The organism is Streptomyces pseudovenezuelae (assembly GCF_001513955.1).
GTDB classification, from domain to species: Bacteria; Actinomycetota; Actinomycetes; order Streptomycetales; family Streptomycetaceae; genus Streptomyces; species Streptomyces pseudovenezuelae.
Genome location: NZ_KQ948145.1, coordinates 766,521 through 792,880, shown reverse-complemented (window position 1 = coordinate 792,880; position 26,360 = coordinate 766,521). Strand labels below are relative to the sequence as shown.

The window sequence follows — 26,360 nt, the reverse complement described above, 5'->3', positions numbered from 1 at the left end:
GGTGCTGACGCTCGCCTCGATCGTCAGCTTCGGGTGCCTGACCGTCAGCCAGGTGGCGCTGACCAAGGCCAGCCCGGTGATGTGGATCTTCGCGCCACCGCTGTTCTTCACGGTCGTCTACTACCTCGTGTCGCTGAAGGTGAACGGCTTCACGCGGGACTTCGACTTCGAGTACCACCAGCAGCTCGTGCGTGGCTGGCGGCCCGCGGTCTATCCCAGCGTCGACGTCTTCCTGCCGGTGTGCGGAGAGCCCATCGAGGTGCTGCACAACACCTGGACCCATGTGCGGCAGTTGGCCGACCGGTACCCGGGCGTGTGCGTGCCCTTCGTCCTCGACGACGGAGCGAGCCCGGAACTCGCCGCCATGGCCCGGGACTTCGGCTTCCGCTACGGCACCCGCGAGAACCGCGGCTGGTTCAAGAAGGCCGGCAACCTGCACTTCGGGTTCGGCCAGTCGGACGGCAAGTACGTCCTGATCCTCGACGCCGACTTCACGCCGCGCTCCGACCTCCTGGAGGAGCTGCTGCCGTACATGGAGACCGACGAGCGCGTCGGGATCGTGCAGTCCCCGCAGTACTTCCGGGTGCTGGACTCGCAGAACTGGATCGAGCGCGGGGCCGGCGCGGTGCAGGAGCTCTTCTACCGCTCCGTGCAGGTGTCCCGGCAGAACAGCGACGGCGCCATCTGCGTCGGCTCCTGTGCCATCTACCGGCGGGCCGCCCTGGAGACCAACGGCGGTACGACCCTCATCGAGCACTCCGAGGACGTGCACACCGGCTTCGACCTGCGCGGGCTCGGCTGGGACCTGAAGTACGTGCCGGTCGCGCTGTCCACAGGGGTCTGCCCGGACACCGCCGGAGCCTTCTTCAACCAGCAGTACCGCTGGTGCTCGGGATCGATGTCGCTGCTGGCCAGCAAGAAGTTCTGGGACGCGCCGATACGTTTCTCCAGTCGGCTCTGCTACCTGTCCGGCTTCTTCTACTACATCCACACGGCGCTGTTCACCTTCTTCGCGCCGCTGGTGCCCGTCATGCTGCTGCTCACCAGCCCCGAGATGCTCCAGGTCAAGCACCTGGTCTGGGTGCTCCCCAGCATCGCCTACACCACCCTCGTCTTCCCGATGTGGCACAAGGCGCCGTACCGGCTGGAGGCCTGGTCGGCACGGATGATGTACGGCTGGGCGCATGTCTTCGCCATCTGGGACATCCTGCGCAAGCAGCGCATGGGCTGGCAGCCGACCGGCTCCAAGGGCGCGAAGAAGAACAAGACTCGCCGGTTCTGGCTCGGCCTGTGGATCTGGAGCGGCGGCACCGCCGTGGTCTGGGTCGGCGCGGCCGTGTACCGCCTGTTCACCGGCTACCCGCCGGACTTCGCTCTCGTCCTGTCCTCCGGGCTGTTCTACGCGCTGGTCGTCGCGCGAGCGCTCATCCAGCCCAAGGAACACCACTCAGCAGGTGAACCCGCATGATCCGCAAGAGCGTCCTCCCGCTGTGCGCGGCGCTGATGTCCCTGGCGGCGGTCGCCGGCTGCGGCGTGCTCGGCGGCGACGACCCCGCCGCGCAGGCCGCGAAGGAACCGTCCGCCGGGTCCGCCTCGAAGGGACCCGGGGCGGAGCTGCCGTACGACGTGAAACCGCTGCTGCACCCCGGCAAGGAGTACTTCGGGGTGGCCCTGGACGGCGCGCCCAGCTCGCTGAAGCCGGTGGACGCCTTCGCGAAGACCGTCGGCAAGAAGCCCAACCTGGTCGGCTCGTACTCGTCGTGGGGCAACGGCTTCAACGCCGTGGGCGCCCAGAACGTCTTCGGTGACGGCGGCATGCTGTACGTGTCGTGGGAGCCGTTCAAGCCCGGCCTCGACAAGATCGCCGACGGTTCGCAGGACGCGTACATCAAGAAGTACGCGGACAGTGTGCGCAAGACGGACGTGCCCGTGGCGATCAGCTTCGGGCACGAGATGAACGGCCACTGGTACCCGTGGGGCACCAAGGACACCACCCCCGAGACCTTCGTGAAGGCCTGGCGGCACATCCACGACGTCTTCCAGCAGGTCGGCGCCACCAACGTCATCTGGGTGTGGAGCCCGAACGTCGTCAACCCGGTCCGTTCCGTGAAGCTGGAGCCGTACTGGCCCGGTGACGCCTACGTCGACTGGGTCGGCATCGTCGGCTACTGGACCCGGACCGGCGCGCACACCTTCGACACCCTCTACGGCCCGACCCGCAGCCAGATCGACGCGTTCACCGACAAGCCGGTGCTGATCAGCGAGACCTCGTCCGAGCCCGGGGAGCGGCGGCGCGCCGACGTGCGCGCGCTGTTCGCGGGGGTGAAGGAGGACAAGGACGTCATCGGCTTCCTGTGGTTCAACATCCCCAAGCGGGCCGACTGGCGCATCCAGAGCAGCCCGCTCGCCCTGGCCGAGTTCAAGCGCCTCATCGCCGACGACGACTTCGGATTCGAGGTGCCGCGTTCATGACGACGCAGCAACAGGACGGCAGTTGGTCGGAACCCGGTTCACAGCAGGACTGGCAGCAGCACTACCCGCCCTACACCGAGCAGCAGCAACAGCAGCCGGTCCACGGCGATCAGCAGGCCTACGGTGACCACCAGGCGTACGGCTATCAGCAGCCGTACACCGGACAGCCGTACATCCCGCAGCAGCCGAACCCCGCCCAGCAGCGCTACACGCGGCCCTACACGGGCGGTTCCGACGCCGAGTACTACGTCCCCGAGTACACCGTCGTCGAACCCGAGCCGGAGCCCGAGCCGGGCTATGTGCTGCCCGAGGTCCCGGTGTCGGCCTGGGCGGTCGACAACAGCCGTTCGGCCTGGATCAGTCGGGGAGCCCTGCTCCTGATCCTGCTCGTGCAGGCCGGACTGTCCTTCCGGCTCGACGGCAGCGCCTTCCCGCAGGAGGCGAAGTTCCTGGTGTCCGACGGCGCACTGTCGGGGCCGGTCGCCCAGCTCGGCCTCGCCGGGGCCCGGGCGCTGAGCCTGGCCTGGGCGCTCGGAGCCACGGCGCTGCTGTTCGGCGCCACCCGGCTGCTGTTCAACGCGCGGGCCGGTCTCGCGGCCGCCGCCATGTACTCCGTGCTGGAGTCGACCGCCTTCACCGGCCGGTACGCCTCCCTGCACTCCCTGTCGCTGTTCCTGCTCGCCGCCGCCCTGTGGCTGCTGGCCCGGACCCGGCAGTCCGGCCCCGCGGCCGTGCTGCTCGCGGCGCCCTTCGCGGCCCTCGCGCCGTTCGCCGCGTACTCGGCCGCCCTGTACCTGCCGACGCTGACCGTGCTCGCCGTACTGACCGCCTATCGCTTCCGCGGCGCGGGCGCCTTCGTGCGGGGTGCGCTGTTCGCGGTGGCAACCGGAGCCCTGTGCTTCGTCGGCGTCCTGCTCCACGGGACGCCGAGCGGCTGGAACGTGCAAAGCGACGACAGCGCCGTCGAACTGCTCAAGGAGAGCGCTCAGTGGGGCGGCGTCGTCCTGCTCGTCGCGGTGATCGGTGCCGTCGGCTTCATCCGGCGGGCCCGGATGGGCGAGATGCCCTGGGCCGAGGGCAGCGCGCCGGGCGCGGTCCGGCGCTCCCTGCTGGGCCTGACGATGTGCGCCACCGCCCTGCTCGCCCCGCTCTACCAGGCCTGGCTGGGCAACGGCAGCTCGCTGTACATCCATGTCGGCTTCGGACTGCTCTTCGCGGTGCCGATGGCCGGTCTCGGTGTCTCGCGGATGATGGGCGCCCACTTCCGGTACCCGCAGATCGGCATCATGATCTACGTCGCCGCCCTGGTCATCGGCATGGCACAGACCGGGGGGCTGTACCGGCCGCCGGACTCGGCCGCCATGGTCGGCGCCCTGCGCGAGGTCGTGGACACCAAGGGCGCGTACCTGACGGACGACCCGGAGATCTCCGCCTACTACTTCCGGGCGCAGACGAAGCCCGCCCAGTGGCACCGGGCCGGGCAGGGCGCGGCTCTGACGGCCGAGGTGAAGAAGGACTCCTACGACGTGATCGCGCTGCGGGCCGACTCCGTTCCCGAGGCGCTGCGCGGCAACGCCGACTACCGGCTGCTGGCCGTGCTGCGGCCCTCCGACAAGGACGGCGGACAGGAGCCGTACCGGATCTGGGTGAAGCGATGACGGCGTACACACCAGCGGTCGACGAAACGGCCGCCCAGGAACGCGGGGACGATGCGTCCTCCGGTCACCGCCGGTCCGCCGACGGAGCCGGCAGGGGCTCGGCGTGGCTCGCCTTTCTGCTGCCGGCGCTGGTCGCGGCCGCCTGCGTGGTGCCGGGGCTCGGCGGGCGCCAGCTGTGGCGCGACGAGCACGCCACCTGGTGGGCGTCCACGATCTCGTGGCACGACCTCGGACGGCTGATCGGCAGCATCGACGTCGTGATCGCGCCGTACTACGCGGTCATGCACCTGTGGATCGACGTCGCCGGGGACTCGGCGGCGATGCTGCGGCTGCCGGAGGCGCTCGCCATGGCGGTCTCGGCCGGCCTGGTCGGGCTGCTGGGGCGCCGGATGTTCGCGGTGCGCACCGGGGTGCTGGCCGGACTGCTGTTCGCGGTGGTACCGATGATCACCCGGTACGGCCAGGAGGCCCGGCCCTACGCCTTCGCGACGATGTTCGCGCTGCTGGCCACCCTGTGGCTCATCCGGGCGCTGGAGCGGCCGAGCCTGCGCCACTGGACGCTGTACGGGCTCGCCGTAGCGGCCACGGGATTCAGTCACCTGGTGGCCATGGCGGTGCTCGCCGGGCATGTGTGGCTCGTCTTCCTGGCCAAGAAGCGCGGCGACCGCATCGCCCACTACGCCTTCGCCGGCGCGGCCATGCTGGGACTGTCCATCACCTTCCCGATGGTGGCGCAGGGCACCGGGCAGAGCGGCCAGATCGCCTGGAACGTCACCACGACCAAGGACCTGACCCAGTTCCCGGACACCCTGTTCGGGTCGTGGATCACCGGCGGAGCCGTGATGGCCCTCGGCGTAGTCGGCCTGCTGCTGGCCGGGCGGTACTCGGTGCTGCTCGCCGCCTGGGCGATCCTGCCGCCGGTGCTCACCTTCGTGACCGCCAACCAGCTGCACCTCTTCCTGCCGCGGTACCTGCTGTTCACCATCCCGGCCTGGACGCTGCTGGTGGCCGCCGCGCTCACCCGGCTCGTCGGCAGGCTCGACCCCGACGCCCGCCGGGGGACCGGCGCCCAAGTGCTGAGCGGGCTGCTGGTCGCGGTGGTGGCGGCCGGGTACACCTTCGTGGCGTGGCCGGCGATCGGCGACGCCAAGAAGGACCTGCCGAGGGAACCGGACTTCCGGGCCGCGGCGAACGTCGTCGCGGCGGGCGAGAGGTCCGGCGACGGGATGATCTTCAACGGCGGGATGTCGGAGCGCCGGGCCATGGCGTACGAACTGCGGGACCGCGAGGCCCCGAAGGACGTGCTCATGGAGTACACCCCGCAGCAGAACGGGTCCTACGGCGCCACCGAGTGCCGCAAGCCGGCGAGCTGTCTCAAGGGCACCGACCGGCTGTGGCTGGTCTCCACCGTCAGCGACGGCCGACCGCCCCTGACCGGCATGAACGAGAAGACCGCCGCGGCGATCGAGAAGACCTTCAGGGCCGGACGCACGGTGAAGCTGAACCACATCGTGGTGCAGGTTCTCGAGCGCAGATAACGGCTGACACGGAGTTGTGAAGGAGGCCGCTGGATGCGGCTCACAGTCATCGGCACCGGCTATCTCGGTGCCACCCACGCCGCCTGCATGGCGGAGCTGGGACACGAGGTGCTCGGGGTCGACGTGGACCCCGACAAGGTCGCCGCGCTCCAGGCCGGTCGGGTGCCGTTCCACGAGCCCGGACTGCCGGAGCTGATCGCGAAGCACACGGCGAGCGGACGGCTCCGGTTCACCACGGACCACGCCGCGGCCGGGGCCTTCGGCGAGGTGCACTTCGTGTGTGTCGGCACCCCGCAGCGCAAGGGCTCCGAGGGTGCCGACCTGACGTACGTCGACGCGGCCTTCGCGGCGATCGCCGGGCACGCGGCCGAGGGGGTGCTGCTGGTCGGCAAGTCGACCGTGCCGGTGGGCACGGCGGAGCGGCTGGCGGCCGCGCACGAGCGGGTCGAGGTGGCCTGGAACCCGGAGTTCCTGCGCGAGGGCTTCGCCGTCGAGGACACGCTCCGGCCGGACCGGCTGGTGTTCGGCGTGCGGTCTTCGCACGCGGAAACGATCCTCCGCCAGGTCTACGCCCCCGTCCTCGACGCCGGTACCCCGCTGGTCACCGCCGACTTCCCGACCGCCGAGCTGGTCAAGACGGCCGCCAACGCGTTCCTCGCCACCAAGATCTCCTTCATCAACGCGATGGCCGAGATCTGCGAGGCCGCGGGCGGCGACGTCGGTGTCCTCGCCGAGGCGATCGGGTACGACGACCGGATCGGGAAGAAGTTCCTGCGCGCCGGCGTCGGCTTCGGAGGCGGCTGTCTGCCCAAGGACATCCGGGCCTTCGCGCACCGCGCCGGGGAACTGGGGGTCTCGCTGGACTTCCTGCGGGAGGTCGACGCGATCAACATGCGCCGCCGCGACAAGGTTGTCGAGATGGCGCGCGAGCTGTGCGGGGGTTCGGTCCTGGGGGCCCGGATCGCCGTACTCGGAGCGGCCTTCAAGCCCGACTCCGACGACATCCGTGACTCGCCCGCGCTGAACGTGGCCGCCCGGCTGCGTCTCGACGGCGCCGATGTCACGGTGTACGACCCCGAGGCGCTGGACAACGCCCGCAAGGCGTTCCCGCTCCTCGGCTACGCACTGTCGGCCGAGGAGGCACTGCAAGGTGCCGATCTCGTACTGCATCTCACCGAGTGGCCGCAGTTCCGGGAGATCGACCCGGAGCGGGCCGCGCGACTGGTGGCCCGCGCACGGATCGTGGACGGCCGGGGGGCGCTCGACGGGGAGCGCTGGGCCGCGGCGGGTTGGCATTTCCGGGCGCTGGGCAGACCCGCGCTCGCTGGGGAGAGGCCCGGTCAGGGCCTCTGGGGAGGGAAGAGAACGACATGACGAGCCTCGACAGACACCCGGGCGTACGGGTCACGGTCGTGATGCCGACGTACAACGAGGCGGCGAACCTGCCCCGCATGGCGGAGCTGGTCCTGGACCTGCCCATCGACGGGCTGCATCTGAAGGTCGTCGACGACTCCAGCCCGGACGGGACCGGGCGGATCGCCGAGGAACTCGCCGAGAAGTACAACTGGGACGGGCGACGCCGGATGAGCGTGCTGCACCGGACGGAGAAGGACGGGCTCGGGCGCGCCTACGTAGCCGGCATGAGCGCCGCCCTGGAGGAGGGCGCCGACTACGTCGTCCAGATGGACGCCGACGGCAGCCACCCGGTGGAAGCGGTCCCACGTATGCTCGGTACGGCCGTGGCGTCCGGGGTGGGCCTGGTCGTCGGCAGCCGGTACGTCGAGGGCGGGTCGCTGGACGCGGAGTGGGGAAAGCACCGCGTCCTGCTGTCCCGCTTCGCCAACCGCTATGCCCGGACCGTGCTCGGCACCAAGATCCGGGACATCACCGCGGGCTTCAACCTGTGGTCGGCCGCGACCCTGCGGGACATCGACCTGGCGACCCTGGACAGCGCCGGCTACAGCTTTCAGGTCGAGCTGAAGTTCAAGGCCGTCCGGGCCGGACACAGTGCCGTCGAGATCCCGATCCGCTTCGAAGAGCGCACCGAGGGCGTCTCCAAGATGAACCTCGCGACGCAGATCGAGTCGGCGGTGATGCCGGTACGGCTGCGTCTGCGCAACCGGCGGGGCTGAACGAACCAGTGAGCGGCGGACGTCACGCGCTTCCCCCCAGGTTCGGGAAGCTGTACCGCGAGATCGCGAAGTTCGGCATGGTCGGCGCGTCGGGCTTCGTGGTCAATCTCGCGGTCTTCAACCTCATCAGGACCGTCACGGACTGGCAGACCGTCCGGGCGAGCGTCCTGGCCACGGCCATCGCGATCCTCAGCAACTATCTCGGCCTGCGGTACTTCGCCTACCGCAACCGGGACCAGGAGGACCGCAACAGCCGCAGGAAGGAGCTGACCCTCTTCCTGTTCTTCAGCGCGATCGGGCTGGTCATCGAGAACTCGGTCCTCTACGCCACGACCTACGGGTTCGGCTGGGAGGGAACGCTCGCCAGCAACATCAGCAAGTTCGTCGGCATCGGTGTGGCGACCCTCTTCCGCTTCTGGTCCTACCGCACCTGGGTCTTCAGGACGGCCGGGAGCCGGCGGACGGCCGGCAGCGTGCCGGAACCCGTCGTGCCGTTTCCCGAGCCCGTCCTGAGCGGCTCCCGGGAACGGGGCTGAGGCAAAAGCGGACCTGATCGAACCGGATCCGGCGCGCGTCAGCGCGCCGGATCACCGGCTCGCGGCCGTGGACGCCTGTGCCTCGCCGCGGCGGTGGATCTGGCGGAAGGTGAACTCGGCCAGGTTGTTGCCGATGCTGAAGACCGCGGTGTCCTTCTCCGTGACGTTCTTGCCGTTGGCGAAGCCCGCGATGGTGAAGTAGGCGTAGCGGCCGTAGGAGTTCGAGGTCGTGCGGCAGATCGCGGAGTTGCAGAAGGGCTTGACCGCGCCGCCCGAGAGCGACCTGACGATGTCCTTCTTGGTGTTGACCTGCCCCTTCGCCTTCGCCGCCAGGGCCTCCGTGTCGAAGACTGCCACGCCGACCGTCACCGAGACGCCGTCCTTGGTGTAGCTGACGCGCATGAACTGGGTGCAGCCGTCGGCCTTGAGGATCTTGCCGAGACTGGGCTGGACGGTGTCGGCCGCGGCGCAGTTCTTCGTGTCGGAGGTGGTGCCCTTCTTGTACACGGTCGAGCCCATGGTCAGCTGGGTGCCCGGGTAGAGGATCCGGGCGCTGAGCGGGGCCGTGTCCTTGGCCTTGCTGGCGATGAATTCCTTCGGGTCCAGCGGCGGCGGGGCGCTGGTGGGCGCGAACGACGGAGCGGTCCCGGTCGCGCTGGGGATCGAGGCGGCCGACAGCGAGGACGTCGGCTTGTTCGCCTCGTCGTCACTGCCGTTCGCCGAGACGACGGCCATCGCCACGGCGGTGCCTATCGCGACCGTGGCCAGCGCGCCGCCCACGATGAAGAACAGCCGGCGCCGTCTGTTGCGGATCTCGGAGGCCTCGGCGAGCGCGGCCCAGTCCGGAGTCTGCTCGCCCCCGCCGCTGCTCCACGGCTGCTGTGACTGCGGTTTCCAGGGATCCCACTGGGACGGGGGTCCCCCCTGCTGCCCAAAGCTCATGGGGCGCATCTTAGACGGGGGACGGGAGGTGCTGCGGGGCCTGTGGACACTGGCCCCGGGACCTTTCCGGCACCGGTGCACATCTCGGCCGCGGAGGGGTCGTGAGGGCCTCGTTTTGACCCGTCCGTGCGACCCCGGGTATCCTGCATCTTCGTTGTGTATTGGCTCGCTCGTTCTCATGCGAGAGGCCTCTACCTAGGTTCCCTGGAGCAGTTACCAGTGGGCGGCATACGGGCAGTGACCCGGCCATTGTCGTCCCCAGCTGCACGATCGCTTCAGTGATGCCATGTGTCAGCACCCATCCACTGAAGAAGAAGGCTGCGAAGTGCGTACGTACAGCCCCAAGCCCGGCGATGTGACTCGCCAGTGGCACGTCATTGACGCTCAGGACATCGTCCTGGGTCGTCTGGCTACCACTGCCGCGAACCTCCTCCGTGGCAAGCACAAGCCGACCTATGCCCCGCACATGGACATGGGTGACTTCGTCATCATCATCAACGCCGACAAGGTGCACCTGTCGGGCAACAAGCGGACCCAGAAGATGGCGTACCGCCACTCCGGCTACCCGGGTGGTCTGCGCTCCGTCCGCTACGACGAGCTGCTCGCCAAGAACCCCGAGAAGGCCATCGAGAAGGCCGTCAAGGGCATGATCCCCAAGAACAGCCTGGGCCGTCAGATGCTCACCAAGCTGAAGGTCTACTCGGGCGACCAGCACCCGCACGCTGCCCAGCAGCCGGTGCCGTTCGAGATCACCCAGGTCGCGCAGTAAGTCCGGCCACCCCCTAAGACTGAACAGAATCTGAGGAGAATCGTGGCCGAGACCACCGTCGAGACGCCCGTCGAGGGCGAAGAGATCGTCGACATCGACAGCTACACCACCGAGTCCGAGGTCCCCGTCGAGGGCGAGTACACCTCGGAGTCCATGGCGTCCCGCTTCGGCGACCCGCAGCCGGCCGCCGGCCTGGGCCGTCGCAAGAACGCCATCGCCCGCGTCCGGATCGTCCCGGGCACCGGCAAGTGGAAGATCAACGGTCGCACCCTTGAGGACTACTTCCCCAACAAGGTGCACCAGCAGGAAGTCAACGAGCCCTTCAAGGTGCTCGAGCTCGAGGGCCGCTACGACGTCATCGCCCGCATCGCGGGTGGCGGTGTCTCCGGTCAGGCCGGTGCCCTGCGCCTCGGCGTGGCCCGCGCGCTGAACGAGGCCGACGTGGACAACAACCGCGGCGCCCTCAAGAAGGCCGGCTTCCTCCGCCGCGACGACCGTGCGGTCGAGCGCAAGAAGGCCGGTCTCAAGAAGGCCCGTAAGGCTCCGCAGTACAGCAAGCGTTAATCGCAGCTGCCTGTACGTCCGAACGCCCCGGCGGCACGCCACAGTGCCGCCGGGGCGTTCGTTTATCACAGCCTTAGGCGTATAACGGCACAAGGCGCTCAAAGGCTCATGTGATCGGATGATCTCCGTAACTGACGCTTTCTCAGGAGGACAAGTGGGACGACTCTTCGGCACGGACGGCGTGCGCGGCGTCGCCAACGCGGATCTGACGGCCGAGATGGCGCTCGGTCTGTCGGTCGCGGCGGCGCATGTGCTGGCCGAGGCGGGTACGTTCCAGGGCCACCGGCCGACCGCGGTGGTGGGACGGGACCCGCGCGCGTCCGGGGAGTTCCTGGAGGCCGCCGTGGTGGCGGGCCTCGCGAGCGCCGGCGTGGACGTCCTGCGCGTCGGAGTGCTGCCCACGCCCGCGGTGGCGTATCTCACGGGTGTGCTCGGCGCCGACCTCGGCGTCATGCTCTCCGCCAGCCACAACGCCATGCCCGACAACGGCATCAAGTTCCTCGCGCGCGGCGGGCACAAGCTCGACGACGAGCTGGAGGAGCGCATCGAGGCCGTCTACGAGGAGCACAAGGGCGGGGAGCCCTGGGAGCGGCCGACCGGCGGTGGCGTCGGCCGGGTCAGCGAGTACACCGAGGGCTTCGACAAGTACGTGGCCCATCTGATCGCCGTACTGCCGAACCGGCTCGACGGGCTGAAGATCGTCCTCGACGAGGCGCACGGCGCTGCCGCCCGGGTGTCTCCGGAGGCGTTCTCGCGGGCCGGCGCCGAGGTGATCACCATCGGTGCCCAGCCGGACGGGCTCAACATCAACGACGGGTGCGGCTCCACGCATCTCGGACCGCTGAAGGCCGCCGTCGTCGAGCACGGCGCGCATTTCGGCATCGCGCACGACGGGGACGCGGACCGCTGCCTGGCCGTCGACCACACCGGTGAGGAGGTGGACGGCGACCAGATCATGGCCGTGCTCGCGCTGGCGATGAAGGAGCGTTCGGCCCTGCGGTCCGACACCGTCGTGGCGACGGTCATGTCGAACCTGGGCTTCAAGCTGGCGATGGAGCGGGAAGGGCTTCGGCTCGTCCAGACCGCGGTGGGCGACCGGTATGTGCTGGAGGAGATGAAGGAGCACGGGTACGCCCTCGGCGGCGAGCAGTCCGGGCACGTCATCATCCTGGATCACGCCACGACCGGGGACGGGACGCTGACCGGGCTGATGCTGGCGGCTCGCGTCGCGGAGAGCGGGCGGTCGCTGAAGGACCTGGCCTCCGTGATGGAGCGGCTTCCCCAGGTGCTGATCAACGTGCCCGACGTGGACCGTTCGCGGGTCTCCACCTCCGGGGAGCTGGCGGCGGCGGTCGCCGAGGCCGAGCGTGAACTCGGGGCCACCGGGCGGGTGTTGCTGCGCCCGTCGGGCACCGAGCCGCTGGTGCGGGTGATGGTCGAGGCGGCGGACATCGACCAGGCCCGGACGGTGGCGGGGCGGCTGGCGGACGCGGTGAAGTCGGCGCTGGGCTGACCCGCCGGGTGCGGAGCGCGTGCGTCAGGTGTGTTTCCGCCAGGCCCACTTCTGGAGCAGCAGGGTTGTCGTTCCCGCCAGGATGATGCCCAGGAGGTTCAGGAGGAGTTGCTCCGTCGAGCCCCAGGTCTGCTTGGTGTCGCCGTAGCTGAGGGCCACCGCCGCGTTGGCGGCCGCCGGGACCGTGGTGACCGAGATGGCCACGCCCACCAGGGCACCGGACTTCGCCGAGGTCAGGGAGAGGGTGCCGGCGGCGCCCGCGAGGACGGCGACGATGAAGGAGAAGGCGTCCGGGGCGTAGACGAAGCCGGTCTGCGGGCGGTCGCCCTCCAGCTTGCCCTTGCTGAACAGGTCCAGCGCGTCCATGAAGAGACTGAAGCCCACCGTCACGGCCATCGCCACGGCGAAGCCGACCAGGAGGGCGATCAGGGAGCGCAGGGCCAGGCGGGGAGCGCGCTGCACGATCGAGGTGGAGATGCCGGCGAGCGGACCGAACTCCGGGCCCACCGCCATGGCACCCACGATGAGGACCGCGTTGTCGAGCACCACACCGCAGGCCGCGATCATCGTGGCCAGGGTGATGAAGGCGAGGTAGGTGACGGAGAGCGTCGACTCCTCGTGCGTGGCGTCGGTCAGGTGCTCCCACAGGACGGCGTCCGCGCCTTCGCCGGGAGCCTCCGCCTCGGCCTTGTCGGCGCGCTTCGACAGGGACAGGTCGATGTTCTCGACCGCGATGGATCCGTTGGCGTCGAGGCCCAACCCCTGCAGATCGGTGAGGAGTTCGTCACCGGCCTCGCGCGCCACGTCGCACATCACGACGTCACCCTCGGGGTTGCGGGCGGCACCCCGCAGCACGACCAGATGGGTGGTGCCGACCGTCCCCTCGATCAGACGGACCACGTCGTCGGTCTGGTGGGCCGGTGTGATCAGGCGCAGATGCAGCATGCGCCTATTTAACAGGCGTGCCCTGTCTAGAGCTTGCGGAGGCTGAGCTTGCGCACCTTGTGGTCCTGGCCCTTGCGGATGACGAGGGTGGCGCGGCCGCGGGTGGGGGCGATGTTCTCCACCAGGTTGGGCTTGTTGATGGTGCGCCAGAGGTGGCGGGCGTAGTCCACGGCCTCCTCCTCGGAGACCTGGGTGTACTTCCTGAAGTACGAGTCGGGGTTCTGGAAGGCGGTCTGCCTCAGCTTCCTGAACCGGCTGAGGTACCAGCGCTCGATGTCCTCGGCGCTCGCGTCGACGTACACGCTGAAGTCGAAGTAGTCGGCGAGACCGACGCGGGTGCGGCCGTCCGTGCCGGGCAGGGCGGGCTGCAGGACGTTGAGGCCCTCGACGATCAGGATGTCGGGGCGGCGGACGGTGAGCCGCTGGTCCGGGACGATGTCGTAGATCAGGTGGGAGTAGACGGGGGCGGTGACCTCGTCCTTGCCCGCCTTGATGTCGGCGACGAACCGGGTCAGCGCCCGGCGGTCGTACGACTCGGGGAAGCCCTTGCGGGACATGAGCCCCCGGGCCTGCAGCTCCCGGGTGGGGAGCAGGAAACCGTCGGTGGTGACCAGCTCCACGCGCGGGTGCTCGGGCCAGCGGGACAGCAGGGCCTGGAGGAGACGGGCGACGGTCGACTTCCCCACGGCGACGGATCCCGCGACCCCTATGACGAACGGGGTGCCGGACTGGGAGCCCTGCTCGCCCAGGAAGGTGTTCAGGGCCCCTCTCAGCCCGTCCGTGGCGCCGACGTAGAGATTCAGCAGCCGGGACAGCGGGAGGTAGATGTCCCGCACCTCGTCGAGGTCGATGACGTCACCGAGACCGCGCAGCTTCTCGACCTCTTCGGCGTTCAGCGGGAGGGGCGTCTTCTCGCGCAGCGCACTCCACTCTGAGCGGGTGAGGTCGACGTAGGGAGTCGCCTCCGGCTTGTGCCGGTGGGCGCTCCGGGGCATCGGGGAGACCGGAGAGATCACAGTCCATTGTTAACGGAGTTTGAACGGGGTGGGGGGTGGGGTGCGTCACGCGGGGCTCGGCCGTGGGGCTCGTCAGGTGAAATCCGCGTAGGCGAGGAAGTCGTCGAACCGGTCATCCGGCCACCGTTGGCGGAGGTGGCCGACGGCGTCCGGGTACTTCTCGAGCTCCTTCGCTCCGGCGAGACCGAGGAACTCGGCGCCGTCGCCGCAGTGCGTGAGCCAGGTCGGTGACTGCCAGGCGAGGAATCCCGGGGTGCGCCTGAGGATCGTCGTTCCGACGTCTTCGGGTACGTCCCCCTCGATGCCGTCGGCGAAGGCGGCGTCGTATCGCTCGGCGGCCTTGCCGAAGGCGACGCGGTACGGGCAGCTGCCGCTGTCCGGGGCGTCGGCGGCGTGGACGGGGCCGGTGTAGACCCAGCCGCGTTCTTGTCCGCAGCACGCGCAGGGGGCGTCGGAGATGGTGGCGACGGGGTTGGGGTGGTACGGGAACTGGGGGAGGGCGGGGCGTTGGCGGGGCTCAGGGCGCGGGGTGATCACGAGCTGGATCGCCTGGCCGGTCAGGGACTCGGGCGCCACGACGATCGCCTCCGCGCGCAGGCTCTCCGGGAGGTGTTTCGGGTCGGCCTCGCTCGTGAGGATGGTCGGGCACCCGAGCGGTATGACGGCGGCACCGGTGCGGCGGGCGAGTTCGGCCATGTGATCGAGGATCTGGCCGGGGGAGAAACGGCTGAAGGTTAGGCCGAGAGCGTCGCCGTGGACCTCCGATCCGCCGCCGTCCTCGGCTTCGAGATCCCAGGACTCCGGGAGACCCGTGGCCGACATTCCGCCCACGGTGACCGGGCCGAGGACATCGCGTATCGGGGTTTTCGTCCATGGGGCTGGGTTGTCCGTGGACGAAACGGCAGAGGTACAGGCTGTGACTCACGTCGCTCCTGGGGCAGGCCCCGCCGAAGCCGGTGACGGCTTGGATTCGGCGGGGCCTGACCAGCGGCTGGTCAGGGCCGGAAGCCCTTTACTTGGATCATGCTTCCGTGCCCGTGCCGGTCCGGTTCTGTGACCTCGAATCCCGCCGAGGCCAAGATCTCCGACAGGGCGGCCCGCATGTGCTGGAGAACGCTGTTGTAGTGGCGGAGGACCGGAGGTGGGTCGGCGTAGTCGATTCCCTGCGCGAAGAGGTCGAGGGCCGTGTCCCTCAGCTCCGCATTCGTCGTCCAGTTCACATACACCCCGCCGTCGACGAACGGCGTGACATGCACACGTGCCCCAGGTCTCTTTTCCGCGCTGTCGTCGAGGTCGCCGCGGTGCACCGGGAGCCCGGTTCGGGCCAGTTCCCGGCACACCTTGTCAGCCAGCGCGTCACGCTCGGCGACGACCTCCGGCGGGGCTTTGGGAGGCAGGTCGAATTCGGGCTCAGTCATGTGCAGCTTGTTCCTCGGTTCGCTGGTCGCTCGTCGCGCGACGTGCCAGACTCCGCCCGCCCGCCTGCCGAACATATCGGTCGAGCAGTTCCCGAGCCGCGTCCGCGAAGTCGGGGTGGTACGGGACCGAGTAGGTGATCGGTGTGCCTGGCTTGAGGGCACCGGACAATTCCGATGCACAGGCCGGGCAGGGCTGCCGCTCCGTGTACAGGGCGGAGATCTCGCTGGGATCGATGTTTCTCGCTTTCAGCATGTCCAGGATCTTCGTCTCCGAGTGGCCCGCGAAGCTGCTGCTGGCGATCACGAAGTCACCGGTAATGGGGTCGCCCCAGCCCTTCACCTTGGCCACGGCGATGTTGTGATCCCCCTCGAAGAACCCGGACTTGACCCTGTACTTGTACGCCCATTGGCTCATCTCCTCACTGTTGTAGAGGATCAGTGCCTCGGGGCAGCCCCCGGCGGCCACGGCCGTTCTTGCCATGGGCAGCGGGGCGCGGACCCTGGTGCAGGTCGTGACGAGTTCGTCGAGTCCCTTGACCCCGAGCGCGAGGACGACGTCGTCTGCCAGGGGGAGGGCACGCAGGGCCTTGAAGGCGTCCGCGAAGCCGATGCCGGTGCGCGCGGCGGCGTCCACCGCCCTTACGGCGTCCGCGATGGGACGCAGGATCTTGCCGGCGAAGAGGCTCGCCACATCCACGGCCGCCCAGGCGCAGCCACTCCAGCTCCCGCCCGCCCCACCGGGCGTGACCTTCTGGGCGCACTTGATCCAGCTGCCGAAGAGGATGTCGATCGGATCGATGTTCTTCTGGTACTCGGCGATCGTGATGGTGTGCGTGACCTCGGTCGTCATCTCCTTGGTCGGATACTGGCCGAGGTACTTCGTGGCGCCCGAAGGGCACTTGTACTGCGACAGGTCCAGGTCCTGCGCGCTGCACATGTACAGGTCGAGGACCGCCTTGAAGTGGATCTTCGTGGTCATCGTGCAGTCGCCGTCGTAGAACAGCTTGTCCCACCAGCCGTCGCAGCCGTCCGTCTTCTTCGTGACGTCCGGTTCGCCGGCCTTCTCGATGTGGTCGACGACGTAGAACATGCCGCCGATGAGCGCACCGGTCTCGTCGGGGACGGTGCCCGTCTCGATCTGGTCCGCGTTGTCCTGCCGCTCGGCCCGTTCGGCCGCCTCCTGGGCCTCCTTCGCGTACCTGTCGGCGTCCTTCGCCGCCTCCTCCGCCTCCGTCGCCGCCGCGTCCGCGCGGTCGGCTGCGGCTCGGGCGTCCTTCGCCGCCTGTTCGGCCTCGGCCGCTGCCGCGTGAGCCGCTTCCGCGTCGAGGGCTGCCTGGTCGGCTGAAGCCCGGGCCGAGGTGGCGTAGCCCTCCGCGCGGCCGGCTGCCGCGTCTGCGGCTGCCGCGTCCTCGGTGGCCTGTCGGTCGTACTCGGTGGTGCGGGCCAGCGACTGGGTGGCCTTGGCGGCTGCCTCCGCCGCGCCGGCCGCGTAACCCAGGGCTTCCTTCGCGTAGCCGCGGGCGTCCCTCGCGTAGCCGGCGGCGTTGGCGGCGTGCTGGTAGGCGGCCTTGGTGTCGTCCTTCGCCTGGTCGGCGAGGGATTTGGCCGCGTCGGCCTCCGCCTGGGCGTTCTTGGCGTGGGCGTCGGCGACGGCCTTCTGCTGCTCGGCTATCGACTTCGACGCCTGCCCGGTCAGGACGACCAGGCTTGCGGCGGAGTCGGTGTCGACGAACGGGGAGCCGAGCTGGATGGCGTCATTGGCCGGCTCGGCGACCTGCACGGCGGCCTTGTCGGCGTCCACGGCGGCCTGTGCGGTGACGTGGGCGAAGCCCGCGGCCTTCGCCGAGGCGGCCATGGCCTTGGCGAGTTCCACCTTCGCCGCGTCCGCCTGGGATTTGGCGGTCCTGGCCTGTGCCCCGGCCTCGGCGGCCAACTGGACCGCTGTCCTCGCTTCCGAGGCGGCGTCACGGGCTGCCGCGATCGCGTCCGCCGTGGCGCTGGTCGCCGTCCTGACCGCCGCGTCGGCCTTCAGCTTCGCGGCCTGGGCGGCATCGGCCGCGGCGCGGGACCGCTTGGCGGCCGCCTCGGCGCGGGTGGCTGCCGCGTCCGCCGCGGCCGCGGCCTGGGTCGCGGCGTCGGCCTCGGTGCGAGCCCGGCCGGCCGCCGCTTCGGCGTCGCTCGCATGCCGGTCGGCCTCATCGGCGGCGGCACGGGCCGCGGTCGCCGCGTCGCCCGCGTCCAGCGAGTCGGCGTAGGCGTCCTTGGCGTCGGCCTTGGCGCGGGCCGCGTCGGCCTTCTGCTCGGCCTCCCACGCGTCGTCCCGCTTGGCCTTGGCGTTGTCGCGCGCCGTCACCGCATCGTTCTTGCGCGCGACCGCGGTCTTCTCGGCGGCCTCGGCCTTCTCCTTCGAGTTCTGCGCGTTGGCCGCCTCCGCCTGGGCGTTCACCTTGTGCTGGTTGGCCTCGGCCTGCTTGGCGGCGGCAGCCTCCTTCTCCGCCTTGGCCGTCTTCTCCTCGGCCTCGGCGGCCAGCCGCTTGGCGTGCGCGTCGGCGGCAGCCGCCTTGGCGTCGCCCTCGGCCTTGAGGGTCTCGGCGAGCTTGGCCTCCGCGGTCTCCTTGTCCTTCTTGGCGTTGTCACGGTGCAGCTTGGCCGCGTCGGCGGCGGCCTTCGCCTGTGCCTCGGCCGCCGCGGCGGCGGCCCTGCGGAACTCGGCCTTCGACTGCGCCGCCTGCGCCAGCGCCCGCTGGGCGATCGTCTTGCTGTCCCCGGCGGAGGCCCGGGTGGCCGCCTCGGCGGTCTCAGCGGCCTTCGCCAGGGCCTCCAGGCCGGCCACGGCGCCCTTCGTCACCTGGGCCTTCTGCTGGCCCACCAGCAGTCCGCGGCCACGCGGGGTGCCGCTCGCGTCCGCGATCCGGTAGGAGGCCTGCTCGGCGGTGTCGCTGGCGGTGGCGGCCTTCTTCGCCGTGGTCAACTGTGCCTTGATGGAGTCGAGCTGTTTCTTCGCCTGGGTCTGGGCCGCGGTGATGCCCGCCTTGGCCTTGTCGAACTGGGCCTTGTCGGGGTATCCCTGGCTGTCCGCGCCCTTGTGACCCTTGGGGACGATCCGGAACTTCTGCGGATTGCTGCCGTTGCACGTCCACAGCCACGAGTCCTGGCTGTTGTCGAAGGTGTGCAGGTCCAGGCACTTGTCCGTGACCACGTTGCGGAGCTCTCCCGCCGCGCGGACGTCGAAGTTCCACTGCTGGGCCTTGCTGCCGTTGCAGGTCCAGATCTGGATCTTCGTGCCGTTGGCGGGGTTGCTGCTCTGGACGTCGAGGCACTTCTGGGAGTTGACGTTGATCAGGGCGTAGGCGTCACCGGACGCCTCCAACTGCCACTGCTGTCCCTCGGTGTTGTTGCAGGTGTACAGCTGTACGGGGGTGCCGTCGGTCTTCTTCGCACCGGCCACGTCGAGGCACTTGCCCTGAGCCGCTTCGACCTGGATGACCGCCGGGGAGTCACCGATCCAGCCGAGGCCACCGGGGGACCAGTAGTCCTGCCAGCGGGCCAGGTGATCGGCGATCCACGACTGGCCGAGCAGATCCGCCATCGACTCGGCGCCCTTGGTCAGAGCCGTGGTGGCGTCGCGGTTGGCGGTGAGGATCTGGTTGCGCTGGGCGGCCTGGGAGGCGATCTCCTGCTGCCACTCCTGCGTGGCGGTGTCCTCCACCTGGCGCAGGGTCCTGTTCGGGTCGATCGGATCCCGCCAGCCGCAGGACGCGAAGCGGGTCTTCATGTCCTCTACGGCGATGCGGTACTCGACCGTGCCCGGCTCGGGGGCGGTACGGGGGAAACCGCCGGAGGCCAGGAAGAGACGGGCGTCGTCGGCACCCTTCCCGTGGAACGGGTCGAACATGGCCTCGAACGCCAGCTGTTCGTAGTACTGCCGATCCCGCTCCCCGGCCGGGAGGGACGGATCGTAGGGCTTTTCGCCGTAGAGCGGTGTACCGAGGTCCTTGACGGCCTGGACGGTCTTGCCGTCGGCCTCGGGAGTCGGATCGTAGAAGTTGAACTCTTCGTTCCAGTTGGGTCCTCCGGCCCACTTGCCCAGGCCGGTCTGGTCGTAGAAGTCCTCGCCGTCGTGGACGCCGGGCACATGGTGGAAGGTCGATTCGTTGAACCCGTGCGGGGTCGTCAGGCCGTCGAGGGGCTTCTCCCAGGCGTTCCTGTTCGCGAGCAGGCGCTCCCAGTTGGCCTTCCAGGCGCTCTCGTCCTTCTCGTGGGCCTGGCGCAGCGGGCCGTCGAACGCGCCGTCCATGGCGGCCAGTTCGCGCAGCCTCTCCGGCGTCTGGTTCAGGGCGTCCTGGGCGAGGCCGTACATGCCCGGCCCGCCCAGACGCACTGCATCGGCCATCAGGCACTGGTCGAACCGCAGCTGTTCGTCGGTCGTGGTGTCGAACCAGTCGTCCGGCCTGTCGCTGGAGCGGGTCGAGGCGTCACCCGCGAGGAGTCCCGCGAGATCGGGCCGAACCGCGAGCGTGGCCAGCATCGCGACCGCGCTCAGAAGGAGAACGACACGGGCGAAAAGCCCTTGCCTTCCTGATGCCGGTATCCGGAAGGCGGGTGGTCTGGAACGCAAGGGCGCATCCCTTTCATCGCAAGGAACCGACCGGGAGCCTGCCGATGGCGGCTCAGGGGTCGTGAAGAAAACGAGTCGGCCTCGCCTTGCCGGGCGTCAGGGACGCCTTCGGCAGGCGGGCGTGGGACACGCAGATTGCAGATGGTGCGGCACGGACGGTCCCTCCCCCGTAGCGACACTGTTCCCCCGGTCGCTGACTGTCGTGCGTGCCCTCCCGGATTGGTCATGATCCGGTCAAGCGCGACCACTTTAGGCAGGTGGTCGGGAGTACGAGCAAGGGCTTTCCGCTGCCCTGGCGTGAAGACGCCCTGGGTCGGGTGTGGTCCTAGGAGGGTGTGAGGCCTGTGAGGGCAAGGCGATCCTGTGGTTCTTCTGTGATGAGTCGGTGAGGATGATGGGGGAGTGGCGGAACGGGTTGGCTCGTTCTCGCCGGTGCCGCGATATCCGGATTCGGGCACGAAGTGCCGTGATCCGGTGGCTCTCGCCGCCTAGGCTGCCGCGCATGTGCGGAATCGTGGGATACGTGGGGTCGCAGTCGGCGCTCGATGTCGTGATGGCCGGGCTGAAACGGCTGGAGTACCGGGGGTACGACTCGGCAGGGGTCGCCGTGCTGGCGGACGGCGGGCTGGCGGCGGCGAAGAAGGCCGGGAAGCTGGTCAATCTGGAGAAGGAGCTGGTGGACCGGCCGCTGCCGACGGGGCACACCGGCATCGGGCACACACGGTGGGCCACGCACGGCGGGCCGACGGACGTCAACGCGCATCCTCATCTGGACAACGCGGGCCGGGTGTCGGTCGTCCACAACGGGATCATCGAGAACTTCGCCGCGCTGCGGGCCGAGCTGGAGGAGCGGGGGCACGAGCTGGCCTCCGAGACCGACACCGAGGTCGTCGCGCATCTGCTGGCCGAGGAGTTCTCCGCGACCGCCGACCTCGCGGAGGCCATGCGGCTGGTGTGCCGGCGGCTGGAGGGGGCGTTCACACTGGTCGCGGTGCACGCGGACGAGCCGGATGTCGTGGTCGGCGCCCGGCGGAACTCGCCCCTGGTCGTCGGCGTCGGCGAGGGCGAGGCCTTTCTCGCCTCCGACGTCGCCGCGTTCATCGCCCACACCCGCTCCGCGATCGAGCTCGGTCAGGACCAGGTCGTGGAGCTGAGGAGGGACGGGGTGACCGTCACCGGCTTCGACGGGCGGGACGCCGAGGTCCGCTCCTTCCACATCGACTGGGACGCCTCCGCCGCCGAGAAGGGCGGCTACGACTACTTCATGCTCAAGGAGATCGCCGAGCAGCCGAAGGCGGTCGCCGACACGCTGCTCGGCCGGATCGACGCGGCCGGCTCCCTGACCCTGGACGAGGTGCGGATCAGCGCGTCCGAGCTGCGGGAGGTGGACAAGGTCGTGATCGTCGCCTGCGGTACGGCCTTCCACGCGGGGCTCATCGCCAAGTACGCCATCGAGCACTGGACCCGGATTCCGTGCGAGGTGGAGCTGGCCAGTGAATTCCGGTACCGGGACCCGATCCTCGGGCCGCGCTCCCTCGTGATCGCCATCTCCCAGTCAGGGGAGACCATGGACACGCTCATGGCGCTGCGGCACGCCCGCGAGCAGGGTTCCAAGGTGCTCGCGATCTGCAACACCAACGGCTCGACGATCCCCCGCGAGTCGGACGCCGTGCTGTACACGCACGCGGGACCCGAGGTCGCCGTGGCGTCGACGAAGGTGTTCCTGACACAGCTCGTGGCGTGCTACCTGGTGGCGCTGTACCTGGGGCAGGTGCGCGGCACCAAGTGGGGCGACGAGATCTCCGCCGTCATCCGGGACCTGTCGCACATCTCCGGTGAGGTCGAGCGGGTGCTGGAGACGATGGAGCCGGTGCGGGCGCTGGCACGGTCGCTGGCCGCCAAGAACACCGTGCTGTTCCTCGGCCGGCACGTCGGCTATCCGGTGGCCCTCGAAGGCGCGCTGAAGCTCAAGGAGCTCGCCTACATGCACGCCGAGGGCTTCGCGGCAGGGGAGTTGAAGCACGGGCCGATCGCCCTGATCGAGGAAGACCTGCCCGTGGTCGTGGTCGTGCCCTCGCCTCGGGGGCGGTCGGTGATCCACGACAAGATCGTGTCCAACATCCAGGAGATCCGGGCCCGGGGAGCGCGCACGATCGTGATCGCGGAGGAGGGCGACGAGGCGGTGGTGCCGTACGCCGATCACCTGATCCGGATTCCGGCCACGCCGACGCTGCTGCAGCCGCTGGTGGCGACGGTGCCGTTGCAGGTGTTCGCCTGTGAGCTGGCCACCGCCCGGGGCAACGAGGTGGACCAGCCCCGGAACCTGGCGAAGTCCGTCACGGTGGAGTAGTCGGCTGCCCGGTCCGGTACAGGTTGCGGGCGGCGCGGATCAGCAGGAACTCCAGCGCGAATCCGGCGATCGCGGCGAGTCCCATCGGGGCCGAGTCCTTGATCCCGTTGACGACCAGGGCGACGAGGAGGACGGGCCACAGCGCGGCCAGCGCGGTCACGAGGACGAAGTGGCCCGTCACCCGTCCGGCCCGCTTCCCGTCCGCGGTCTCTTGCGGCCCCCGCGCCGGAGTCCGCGGGTCGGCGGCCGACCGTTCGCGTGGCTGGGGGATCTCCTCCACCGGGCGCATCGGCAGCGGGACGATCGCGTCGGCGGGAACGGCCTTGTCCAGTACGGCGATCCGCTCGGCCGTGACCTCCCCGAACAGGGTCGGCTCCACCGCGATCCGGAAGCCGTCGAGGCCGGTCAGACACCGGCCCCCGTCGGGGCGGGTGGTCATCGCGGCGCAGGCGTCGTACCGCACGGTGACCAGACCGCCCGGCGTCGACAGCGTCACGCCCGTCTCCCCGATGATCAGCGTGACGTCGTCGTCCTCCAGGGACGGGTGCAGGGTGCCGGAGACCCCGGACGGCGAGAAGCGGGGGGCCGGGGTGAGGCCCGCCCACTCGGCGCCCCGGGCCGGTACCTGGAGCAGCCCGCCGTCCCACGCCTCGCGGGCCGCCTCGCGCAAGTCGTCGATCCCGACCCCCTTGAGCTCGTCCCGGTGCTGCTCGGGAGTCAGGATCCGGTGGCCGGTCAACAGGCTGAGCGCGTACGACGGCAACAGGGCCGCGCCGAGGTCGGGGACGTCGTAGCGCCTGAGCAACTTCCCGCGCGCGGAGTCCAGTTCGGACTGCCCGATACGGCCCGCGCGCAGCCGGGCGAAGACGTCGACGAACCCGCCGACCGCCGCGTCCTGCTTCTGCGGCAGCGCGTCGGCATACGCGGTCAGGGTGGCGAAGTCGGCGTCGCGCGAGGAGTAGTCGGCCTCCGCCGAGTAGGAGTAGCCGCCCTTCTGGCGCAGGTCCTGGAAGAGGGCGCGGCCCAGCACCTCGGCGAACACGGCGGCCGCGGTGGAGCGCCGCACGACGGAGGTGAAGACGAGATGGCCGTCCTCGCCGCGGAGGAAGGCGGGTGTGACGGGGAGCGCGCTGGACGGGGCGGGGGTGGGGAAGCGCCGGCCGGCGGGCAGGGTGAGGTCCAGGCCGTCCGGTACCCGGTCCGCGGTGAGGAACAGTACGGCGTTGTCCCGGGTGAAGCGGGTCTCGGCCCAGTGGCGCACCTGGTCGGCCGTCAGGCTCCGGGTGCCGAGTTCGTCGTAGCTGGACAGGCCGTAGCCCTGGGCGCCGTAACGCCACAGCGGCATCTGGGACATGGGTCCCTGGCCGCGGCTGCCCGCCTCCGTGCGCAGGATCTCCTTCTCCGTCTCCAGCCGGTCCATCGGCAGGTCGCGCAGGGCCGTGCACACGCTGTTGAGGTAGGTGACGACCTCCGTCTCGTCTCCGGTGACGTGGAAGAGGGTGTACGTGCTCGCCGTGGCGCCGTTGTAGTGCAGGTCGGACAGGCCCAGGTGGTACAGGGCGAGGTGCTCCACCAGGTGCGTGATGCCGGCCGTGGGCAGGGTCTCGTCGGCGTGGCCCACCCGGAAGAAGAGTCCGGCGGTGATCTCGCCTGCGCGCGGGGCGAAGAGGGTGGGGATGCCGTGGACGGTGGTGTGGCGGACGATGCCGTCGAGGGCGTCGAGTTCCTCGTGCGTGGTCATGTCGGGTGTCGTCTCCCTCAGAGCGTCGCCGACGCGGCGGTGCGGAACTCCGTGAACCGGGTCTTCCAGTCGGGCACGTTCCGCCAGAAGGACTCGGACACCGTGTCGCCCAGGGCGGTGAAGTGCCGGGCGGCGTCGCCGGGATGGCCGCCCAGGGAGAAGGCCAGGGCGAAGGTGCTGTGGCTGTCGGTCCACGCCCAGCCGCGACGGTGCCCGGGGTGCAGGACGGACGCGCGGGCGGCGCGGCGCAGTTCGTCGCGGACGGACACGTCCCGCAGGTACTCCCCGGCCTGGGCACCGTCCAGCTCGGCGCAGTGCTCCAGATGGGCCTCGGCGACCAGGACGCCGGCCCGCGACCCCTCCGGCGCGGCACTCGCGCACTCCTGCGCGAAGCCGTGCGCCGCCTCCCACGAACCGCCCCACTTGGGGCACAGCTGCTGAAGCAACCGTGACTGCGCGAGGACGTGGTGCGGGTCGTGCTCCGCCAGCCGGTCGTAGCGCCGCCGGGCCTCGGACTGCCCCAGCGTCAGCCCACGGGCGGTCGCCAGCCGGGCCGTCCACGCCGGGACGTACGCCGGCTCCCGCGCGCACACCTCGATCAGCAGCAACTCCGCCTTGCGCAGCCAGTCCTGGAACTGCTCGGCCTGGTCCCACGAGAGGTCAGCGCCGGGCCCGCGCCCACGGGCCCGCCAGCCGAGGTGGATGTACCGCTCGGCGAGCAGGGTGCGGGGGAGGGGGGCGTCGGGCCGGTCCCGCACGGCCTTCTCCAGGAACCACTCGGTCCGCTCGACCCCGGCGAGCAGCACCGCCGCGAAGGAGACGCCGTCGGTCTCGGTGTCGGGGATCTCCTCGAAGAACGCCCGCGTGGCCGCCCAGTCCTGGTCCCACGCGGCGGCCCGCAGCGGCGCGAGTCCAGGCACCGCGTCGAACGGGTCGGTCACCAGTGGTGAGGCCTCGCCGACAGCACTTTCGCCCATACGACGGTCCCCCTGGCCTGGTCGATACGCGGTGCTGCGCAGGCTAGCAGGAGGGGTTACGCGGGGTTACCGGGTTTCGGGAGTGCCTTTGAGGGCGTTGAGAAAGACCGTGAAGGCGGGGGTGGGGAGGGTGAGGGCGGCTCCGGTCGGGGCTTTGGAGTCGCGGATGGATACGTGGGTGGGGGAGGTGGCTATCTCGACGCATTCGTTGCCGTCGCCCTCGCCCGAGTACGAAGACTTCTTCCAGTGGTCCATGGGGGTCTCACAGCTCCTTTGCCAGCCGGTGGATGAAGTCGCGGGACTCGTTCGGCCCCAGTGACACGGCCTCCACCCTAAGGAAGCGGGTTCGGTAAATGGTGAGTTGCGCCTCGGAATCGATGAGGACCGAGCCATGAGGCGCGTCTCGCACCACGGTGTCCAGTTTGGGCAGGGGGCCACCCGCGTACGTCATCGTGCTGGAGGCGGCGAAGTCGTCCAGGTCGAACGGAATGGCGCGCAAGGTCACATGCTCCGCATCGGAGAGCTCAAGAAGCCGTGCGAGCTGGGCCTTTGAGGTGGCGCGATCTTTGACCCTGATGCGAAGCGCCGCCTCATGGATCAGTGCCTTGTACGGGATGGCGATCTTCTGGCGCGCCTTGCGGTGCTGGATGCGCAGCTCAAGCTCTTCATGCGGGAGTTCGGGCAGCCTGGACGAGAAGACGGCACGCGCGTAGTCCTCCGTCTGCAACAGGCCCGGCACATACAGGACGGCCACGTGGTGCAGGAACCGGGCGTGGTGCTCCAGCTCCGACAGGTCCAGGAAAGGTGTGGGCAGCAGGCCCCGGTACTCCTCCCACCAGCCGCGCGTCCGGTCGGTGGCCATGGAGATCAGGGCGTCGACGAACTCCTGGTCGGTGCAGGCGTAGTGGGAGGCGAGACGGCGTACCCGCTGCTCGCTCACGCCGGTGATGCCGGATTCGATGTGGGTGATCTGAACCCGGTTCACCCCCAGCAGCGCAGCGGCCTCGATGGTGGTCAGCCCCGCGGCTTCACGGAGCCTTCGTAGTTCGACTCCGAGGCGCATCTGACGTGCGGTCGGTTCGCGCCTCTGGACCATCCACCACTCCTCGTTCGGGGTCGAATTACGGGATCACCTTGCTCCGACATACATGTTACCCCTACTGTCGGTGAC

General features: G+C 69.7%; 21 protein-coding genes. 11 read left to right on the top strand and 10 right to left on the bottom strand.

The window, feature by feature from the left end; all coding sequences use genetic code 11:
• Positions 1-79 precede the first annotated feature (79 nt).
• From AQI94_RS10915 to AQI94_RS10885, 7 genes are read left to right on the top strand one after another with little or no spacing between them, the layout of a single operon-like run.
• Complete coding sequence (locus tag AQI94_RS10915) at positions 80-1,468, top strand: glycosyltransferase family 2 protein (RefSeq protein ID WP_051831925.1); 1,389 nt, start codon at positions 80-82, stop codon at positions 1,466-1,468.
• On the top strand, positions 1,465-2,472 hold the full coding sequence (locus AQI94_RS10910; protein WP_031038444.1) for a glycoside hydrolase family 26 protein: 1,008 nt from the start codon (positions 1,465-1,467) through the stop codon (positions 2,470-2,472). Before AQI94_RS10915 ends, AQI94_RS10910 begins: the two co-directional genes overlap by 4 nt.
• Positions 2,469-4,130 carry a glycosyltransferase family 39 protein gene (locus tag AQI94_RS10905; RefSeq protein ID WP_051831923.1) on the top strand — a complete coding sequence of 554 codons (1,662 nt, stop codon included), beginning with the start codon at positions 2,469-2,471 and terminating at the stop codon, positions 4,128-4,130. The genes AQI94_RS10910 and AQI94_RS10905 overlap by 4 nt, the downstream gene beginning before the upstream one ends.
• Positions 4,127-5,668, top strand: coding sequence for a glycosyltransferase family 39 protein (locus tag AQI94_RS10900; protein WP_031038450.1), 1,542 nt, complete (start codon positions 4,127-4,129; stop codon positions 5,666-5,668). Before AQI94_RS10905 ends, AQI94_RS10900 begins: the two co-directional genes overlap by 4 nt.
• Before the next feature lie 33 nt (positions 5,669-5,701).
• Positions 5,702-7,042: a UDP-glucose dehydrogenase family protein gene (locus AQI94_RS10895; RefSeq protein ID WP_031038452.1), complete on the top strand. Its 1,341-nt coding sequence runs from the start codon at positions 5,702-5,704 to the stop codon at positions 7,040-7,042.
• On the top strand, positions 7,039-7,800 hold the full coding sequence (locus tag AQI94_RS10890; protein WP_031038454.1) for a polyprenol monophosphomannose synthase: 762 nt from the start codon (positions 7,039-7,041) through the stop codon (positions 7,798-7,800). The genes AQI94_RS10895 and AQI94_RS10890 overlap by 4 nt, the downstream gene beginning before the upstream one ends.
• A gap of 8 nt (positions 7,801-7,808) precedes the next feature.
• Positions 7,809-8,336, top strand: coding sequence for a GtrA family protein (locus tag AQI94_RS10885; RefSeq protein WP_078902615.1), 528 nt, complete (start codon positions 7,809-7,811; stop codon positions 8,334-8,336).
• A gap of 51 nt (positions 8,337-8,387) precedes the next feature.
• Here AQI94_RS10885 and AQI94_RS10880 read toward each other — a convergent pair whose 3' ends face one another.
• The gene (locus tag AQI94_RS10880) at positions 8,388-9,278 is read right to left on the bottom strand and encodes a membrane protein (RefSeq protein WP_031038455.1); all 891 of its coding nucleotides are present in this window, start codon (positions 9,276-9,278) and stop codon (positions 8,388-8,390) included.
• A 325-nt stretch (positions 9,279-9,603) separates the two neighbouring features.
• Here AQI94_RS10880 and rplM point away from each other — a divergent pair, with 325 nt between their 5' ends.
• The 3 genes from rplM (at position 9,604) to glmM (ending at position 12,124) form a co-directional block, all read left to right on the top strand.
• Positions 9,604-10,047, top strand: coding sequence for a 50S ribosomal protein L13 (gene rplM / locus AQI94_RS10875; RefSeq protein ID WP_031038457.1), 444 nt, complete (start codon positions 9,604-9,606; stop codon positions 10,045-10,047).
• 42 nt (positions 10,048-10,089) lie between these two features.
• A complete protein-coding gene (gene rpsI, locus AQI94_RS10870) occupies positions 10,090-10,611 on the top strand; it encodes a 30S ribosomal protein S9 (RefSeq protein WP_031038459.1) in 522 nt (173 codons plus the stop codon).
• 154 nt (positions 10,612-10,765) lie between these two features.
• Positions 10,766-12,124 (top strand): phosphoglucosamine mutase, encoded by a 1,359-nt coding sequence (glmM, locus tag AQI94_RS10865; protein WP_031038460.1) that lies wholly within the window; start codon positions 10,766-10,768, stop codon positions 12,122-12,124.
• A gap of 24 nt (positions 12,125-12,148) precedes the next feature.
• Here glmM and AQI94_RS10860 read toward each other — a convergent pair whose 3' ends face one another.
• The 5 genes from AQI94_RS10860 to AQI94_RS10840 form a co-directional block, all read right to left on the bottom strand.
• Complete coding sequence (locus AQI94_RS10860; protein ID WP_031038462.1) at positions 12,149-13,069, bottom strand: DUF389 domain-containing protein; 921 nt, start codon at positions 13,067-13,069, stop codon at positions 12,149-12,151.
• A 26-nt stretch (positions 13,070-13,095) separates the two neighbouring features.
• Positions 13,096-14,064 (bottom strand): type I pantothenate kinase, encoded by a 969-nt coding sequence (gene coaA, locus AQI94_RS10855; RefSeq protein ID WP_167364495.1) that lies wholly within the window; start codon positions 14,062-14,064, stop codon positions 13,096-13,098.
• A gap of 93 nt (positions 14,065-14,157) precedes the next feature.
• The gene (locus AQI94_RS10850) at positions 14,158-14,907 is read right to left on the bottom strand and encodes a CbrC family protein (RefSeq protein WP_051831924.1); all 750 of its coding nucleotides are present in this window, start codon (positions 14,905-14,907) and stop codon (positions 14,158-14,160) included.
• A 173-nt stretch (positions 14,908-15,080) separates the two neighbouring features.
• Positions 15,081-15,503, bottom strand: coding sequence for a hypothetical protein (locus AQI94_RS10845; protein ID WP_031038468.1), 423 nt, complete (start codon positions 15,501-15,503; stop codon positions 15,081-15,083).
• Complete coding sequence (locus tag AQI94_RS10840; protein ID WP_079062537.1) at positions 15,496-20,031, bottom strand: ricin-type beta-trefoil lectin domain protein; 4,536 nt, start codon at positions 20,029-20,031, stop codon at positions 15,496-15,498. The genes AQI94_RS10845 and AQI94_RS10840 overlap by 8 nt, the downstream gene beginning before the upstream one ends.
• A 592-nt stretch (positions 20,032-20,623) precedes the next feature.
• Here AQI94_RS10840 and glmS point away from each other — a divergent pair.
• Positions 20,624-22,471, top strand: coding sequence for a glutamine--fructose-6-phosphate transaminase (isomerizing) (gene glmS, locus AQI94_RS10835; RefSeq protein ID WP_078902804.1), 1,848 nt, complete (start codon positions 20,624-20,626; stop codon positions 22,469-22,471).
• Here the strand turns inward: glmS and AQI94_RS10830 are convergent.
• The 4 genes from AQI94_RS10830 to AQI94_RS10815 form a co-directional block, all read right to left on the bottom strand.
• Positions 22,458-24,212, bottom strand: coding sequence for a M16 family metallopeptidase (locus tag AQI94_RS10830; RefSeq protein WP_037943014.1), 1,755 nt, complete (start codon positions 24,210-24,212; stop codon positions 22,458-22,460). The two genes, glmS and AQI94_RS10830, sit on opposite strands and share 14 nt — an antisense overlap.
• Before the next feature lie 17 nt (positions 24,213-24,229).
• Positions 24,230-25,189 carry a hypothetical protein gene (locus AQI94_RS10825; RefSeq protein WP_031049014.1) on the bottom strand — a complete coding sequence of 320 codons (960 nt, stop codon included), beginning with the start codon at positions 25,187-25,189 and terminating at the stop codon, positions 24,230-24,232.
• Between the two features lie 66 nt (positions 25,190-25,255).
• Positions 25,256-25,444 (bottom strand): DUF397 domain-containing protein, encoded by a 189-nt coding sequence (locus tag AQI94_RS10820; protein WP_031049012.1) that lies wholly within the window; start codon positions 25,442-25,444, stop codon positions 25,256-25,258.
• 7 nt (positions 25,445-25,451) lie between these two features.
• Entirely contained in the window at positions 25,452-26,285 is an 834-nt protein-coding gene (locus AQI94_RS10815) for a helix-turn-helix domain-containing protein (RefSeq protein ID WP_031049011.1), read from the bottom strand.
• Positions 26,286-26,360 lie beyond the last annotated feature (75 nt).

Bases quoted from the DNA above. Each gene is read 5' to 3' on its own strand.
- AQI94_RS10915 (WP_051831925.1), top strand. From the start codon at position 80: ATGTGGATCTTCGCGCCACCGCTGTTCTTCACGGTCGTCTACTACCTC.
- AQI94_RS10910 (WP_031038444.1), top strand. From the start codon at position 1,465: ATGATCCGCAAGAGCGTCCTCCCGCTGTGCGCGGCGCTGATGTCCCTG.
- AQI94_RS10905 (WP_051831923.1), top strand. From the start codon at position 2,469: ATGACGACGCAGCAACAGGACGGCAGTTGGTCGGAACCCGGTTCACAG.
- AQI94_RS10900 (WP_031038450.1), top strand. From the start codon at position 4,127: ATGACGGCGTACACACCAGCGGTCGACGAAACGGCCGCCCAGGAACGC.
- AQI94_RS10895 (WP_031038452.1), top strand. From the start codon at position 5,702: ATGCGGCTCACAGTCATCGGCACCGGCTATCTCGGTGCCACCCACGCC.
- AQI94_RS10890 (WP_031038454.1), top strand. From the start codon at position 7,039: ATGACGAGCCTCGACAGACACCCGGGCGTACGGGTCACGGTCGTGATG.
- AQI94_RS10880 (WP_031038455.1), bottom strand. From the start codon at position 9,278: ATGAGCTTTGGGCAGCAGGGGGGACCCCCGTCCCAGTGGGATCCCTGG.
- AQI94_RS10860 (WP_031038462.1), bottom strand. From the start codon at position 13,069: ATGCTGCATCTGCGCCTGATCACACCGGCCCACCAGACCGACGACGTG.
- coaA (WP_167364495.1), bottom strand. From the start codon at position 14,064: ATGCCCCGGAGCGCCCACCGGCACAAGCCGGAGGCGACTCCCTACGTC.
- AQI94_RS10850 (WP_051831924.1), bottom strand. From the start codon at position 14,907: ATGTCGGCCACGGGTCTCCCGGAGTCCTGGGATCTCGAAGCCGAGGAC.
- AQI94_RS10845 (WP_031038468.1), bottom strand. From the start codon at position 15,503: ATGACTGAGCCCGAATTCGACCTGCCTCCCAAAGCCCCGCCGGAGGTC.
- AQI94_RS10840 (WP_079062537.1), bottom strand. From the start codon at position 20,031: ATGCTGGCCACGCTCGCGGTTCGGCCCGATCTCGCGGGACTCCTCGCG.
- glmS (WP_078902804.1), top strand. From the start codon at position 20,624: ATGTGCGGAATCGTGGGATACGTGGGGTCGCAGTCGGCGCTCGATGTC.
- AQI94_RS10830 (WP_037943014.1), bottom strand. From the start codon at position 24,212: ATGACCACGCACGAGGAACTCGACGCCCTCGACGGCATCGTCCGCCAC.
- AQI94_RS10825 (WP_031049014.1), bottom strand. From the start codon at position 25,189: ATGGGCGAAAGTGCTGTCGGCGAGGCCTCACCACTGGTGACCGACCCG.
- AQI94_RS10820 (WP_031049012.1), bottom strand. From the start codon at position 25,444: ATGGACCACTGGAAGAAGTCTTCGTACTCGGGCGAGGGCGACGGCAAC.
- AQI94_RS10815 (WP_031049011.1), bottom strand. From the start codon at position 26,285: ATGGTCCAGAGGCGCGAACCGACCGCACGTCAGATGCGCCTCGGAGTC.